The following is a 3,279-nucleotide window of genomic DNA, read 5'->3' as shown; positions in this document are numbered from 1 at the left end:
AAACGAAACAATTAAATTGGACATTTTCGCTGGTAAGTCGGCTACTACTGCTGATGATTGGAACGATGTATTAATACTTAATGAATATGAAAAAATGTCAAATATAGATATTACCTGGCAGCAGGTACCAGCCGATGGATTACAAGAGAAACGTAACCTTGCTTTAGCTAGTGGAACTTTGCCAGACGTTTTTTATGCAGCAACTATTCCAGTAGGGGATTTACAAAAATATGGCCAGCAGGGCACATTTATTCCTTTGAACGACTTAATCGAGGATTATGCACCTAATCTAAGTAAGGTGTTAGAAGCAAATCCGGAAATTAAGAAAGGACTTACATTCCCAGATGGTAATATCTATTCCTTCCCAACTATTTATTCACCAGAGTTTACATCTCTTTTAATAGGGGCTAAGCCGTGGATAAAGAAAGACTGGTTAGATCAATTAGGTATGAAAAACCCTGAGAATTTAGATGAGTTATATGCTTACTTGAAGGCAGTAAAAGAAACTGACTTGAATGGAAATGGAAAAAATGATGAAATTCCTTTAAGTAGCGTTTCTATGACTCGTATACTGCATTGGATTTCCGGTGCATTCGGTGTACAAAACAAAGGATCACTTCACACTTTACTTGATACTGACTCTTCTGGTGAGCTTCGTTTCTTCCCAACTGCTCCAGAGTATAAAGAAATGTTAGAGTATATGCATAAATTATACTCAGAGGGCTTAATCGATCAAGGAATTTACTCCATTGACGTACCTAAATATTTGGCAGCTGCAGCTGAGGAATTATATGGAGCTACTCAATTCTACAACCCTGTTGAACTATTTGGAGAAGAAATCGGTAAGGACTATGTGGTAGGTAATGCATTAGCTGGTCCAAGTGGAGAAAAATTATACACAGGAATTACCTCTCCATTAAGAGACTTAGGAAACTTTGCTATTACGAGTGAAAATAAATACCCTGCTGAAACTGTAAGATGGTTAGATCATTTCTACAGTGATGAGGGAGCTTTAATGTTCTTCATGGGAATTGAAGGAGAAACTTTTGAACAAACAGCTGATGGACCGAAGCTATTAGATAAAATCACAAATAGTAAAGACGGGCTTACTATGACACAAGAACTAGCTAAATATTTAATCAATCCAGGTGGAAATCATCCGGTAATGATTACAGATGATTACTTCACTGGATCAGAGAATGCACCAGGAGATATTGAGGCTACGAAAGAGCTTGAACCATATTTAATAGATGAAGTATGGCCTAACTTTACCTATACTGCAGAGGAAAATGATCGAGTATCCGTTTTAAAAGCAGATATTGATAAATACGTACAAGAAATGCAAGCGAAATTTATAACGGGTGAAACTCCTTTAACTGAATGGGACTCTTATGTGGGAACTATTGAAAAAATGGGATTAAAGGACTTCATGGAGCTTCAACAAAAGGCATATGAAAGATACAAAGATTAATTAATGAGTTGCTTTCTAATTTGCAGAGGAATTATGTTCCTCTGCAATATTAGAAAAACGGGGAGAAGGGGGTAAAAATATGCAAATTAATGAAACAAAAGCAAAGCATGGGGTTGTTCCGAAAGTGAGTCGTTTTGCTAAAGTCAAAAGAAATTTCCTGAAAAGCTGGCAGCTCTATGTTTTCTTACTTCCTGCGCTTTTATATTTTTTAATCTTTCATTATGTTCCTATGTATGGGGTACAGATAGCCTTTAAAAACTTTATGGCTAATCAAGGGATTTGGGGAAGTCCGTGGATTGGATTTGATCATTTTACGCGCTTTTTTGATTCATACTACTTTTGGAGATTAATAAAAAATACAATCATTCTTAGTCTATATCAATTGTTATTATTCCCTTTGCCAATTATTTTGGCCCTTTCATTAAACGAGCTGAAAAATGGTGCTTTTAAAAAATGGGCTCAAACACTTACATATGCTCCTCACTTTATATCCGTAGTTGTAGTAGTTGGGATGATTGTTATTTTCTTAGATCCTGTATACGGTTTAGTCAATCAAATCATTACTCTATTTGGCGGGGAACAAATTCGCTTTTTAGATGAGGCTAGTTGGTTTAGACATATATTTGTTTGGTCTGGAGTATGGCAAACTTTAGGGTGGAGTTCCATTATTTACTTAGCTGCATTAGCAGGCATTAATCCAGAACTACATGAGGCAGCAGAAGTCGACGGGGCGTCGAAATTACAACGAATTCTACATATCAACATACCGGGCATTTTTCCAACAATTGTTGTGCTTCTAATTTTAAACATTGGTAGTTTTATGTCTGTAGGATTCGAAAAGGTTTTACTATTACAAAATAGCTTGAACTCTGAAACCTCAGATGTCATACAAACCTATGTATATCAAGCTGGATTACTAGAAGGTCAATATAGTTTTGCAGCAGCTATTGGTTTATTTGACTCCATCATTAACATAGCTTTATTAATAACCTTCAATTATGTTGCAAGAAAAACTAGCAATAACAGCTTATGGTAAGGAGGGGTTCAAATGAAAAAAGTTAGTTTGTCTGATAAAGGCTTTGACGTTCTAAACAAAATATTCTTAACGGTCATCGTCATTTTAATAGTTTATCCGCTTGTCTTCGTAATTAGTGCCTCCATAAGTGATCCCTTAGCCGTAAGCTCAGGGAAAATGTGGTTATGGCCAGTCGATATTACGTTTGAAGGTTATAGAAAAATATTACAAAATGACTCTATTTGGTTAGGGTATCGCAATACCATTTTATATACCGCAGTAGGAACACTTCTCCATTTATTTGTACTGTTACCATGTGCATATGCACTTTCTAGAAAAGAGTTGATGGGAAGTAAGTATATCTTATGGTTTGTTCTGTTCACAATGATGTTCAGTGGTGGATTAATCCCGACTTATTTAGTAATCAAAAATTTAGGAATGCTTGATACCATTTGGGCTATTGTAATACCTGGAGTGGTTGGGGCTTGGTCTATTTTAGTAGCGAGAACTTTCTTCCAAAGCAGTATTCCGGATCAGTTAGTAGAAGCAGCTAAAATTGATGGAGCATCTGATTTTTATATGTTTATCAAAATTGTATTGCCACTATCGTTGCCAATTATAGCGGTTATGGCATTGTTCCATGCAGTTGGCTTATGGAATCAATATTTTAATGCGTTAATTTATTTATCTGATCGGGATAAATATCCTCTTCAGCTCATTTTGAGGGAAATTTTAGTAGTAAATCAGGCACAACTAGGTGAAGGATCTGGGGAGCAAACGGAATCGCTCATCC

The 3,279-nt window shown here is 36.0% G+C and carries 3 protein-coding genes; all 3 read left to right on the top strand.

Translation table 11 applies throughout. From position 1 onward, the window contains the following. Nucleotides 1–1,471, top strand: a 1,471-nt coding sequence (locus AC06OU_RS06100; RefSeq protein ID WP_475854648.1) for an extracellular solute-binding protein, incomplete at its 5' end; no start/stop codon positions are given. Between the two features lie 79 nt (nt 1,472–1,550). After that, nucleotides 1,551–2,507: an ABC transporter permease gene (locus AC06OU_RS06095; protein ID WP_475854646.1), complete on the top strand. Its 957-nt coding sequence runs from the start codon at nt 1,551–1,553 to the stop codon at nt 2,505–2,507. A 12-nt stretch (nt 2,508–2,519) separates the two neighbouring features. Continuing rightward, the coding region (locus tag AC06OU_RS06090) for a carbohydrate ABC transporter permease (RefSeq protein ID WP_475854644.1) at nt 2,520–3,279 on the top strand (760 nt) is incomplete at its 3' end.

Source organism: Psychrobacillus sp. (genome assembly GCF_056205495.1).
Note: the sequence above shows the minus strand (reverse complement) of the source record. Positions and strands in the feature narration are given on the sequence as shown.

What these genes read in the sequence shown, in the direction of transcription:
- AC06OU_RS06095 (WP_475854646.1), top strand. Translation starts at nt 1,551, where the DNA reads ATGCAAATTAATGAAACAAAAGCAAAGCATGGGGTTGTTCCGAAAGTG.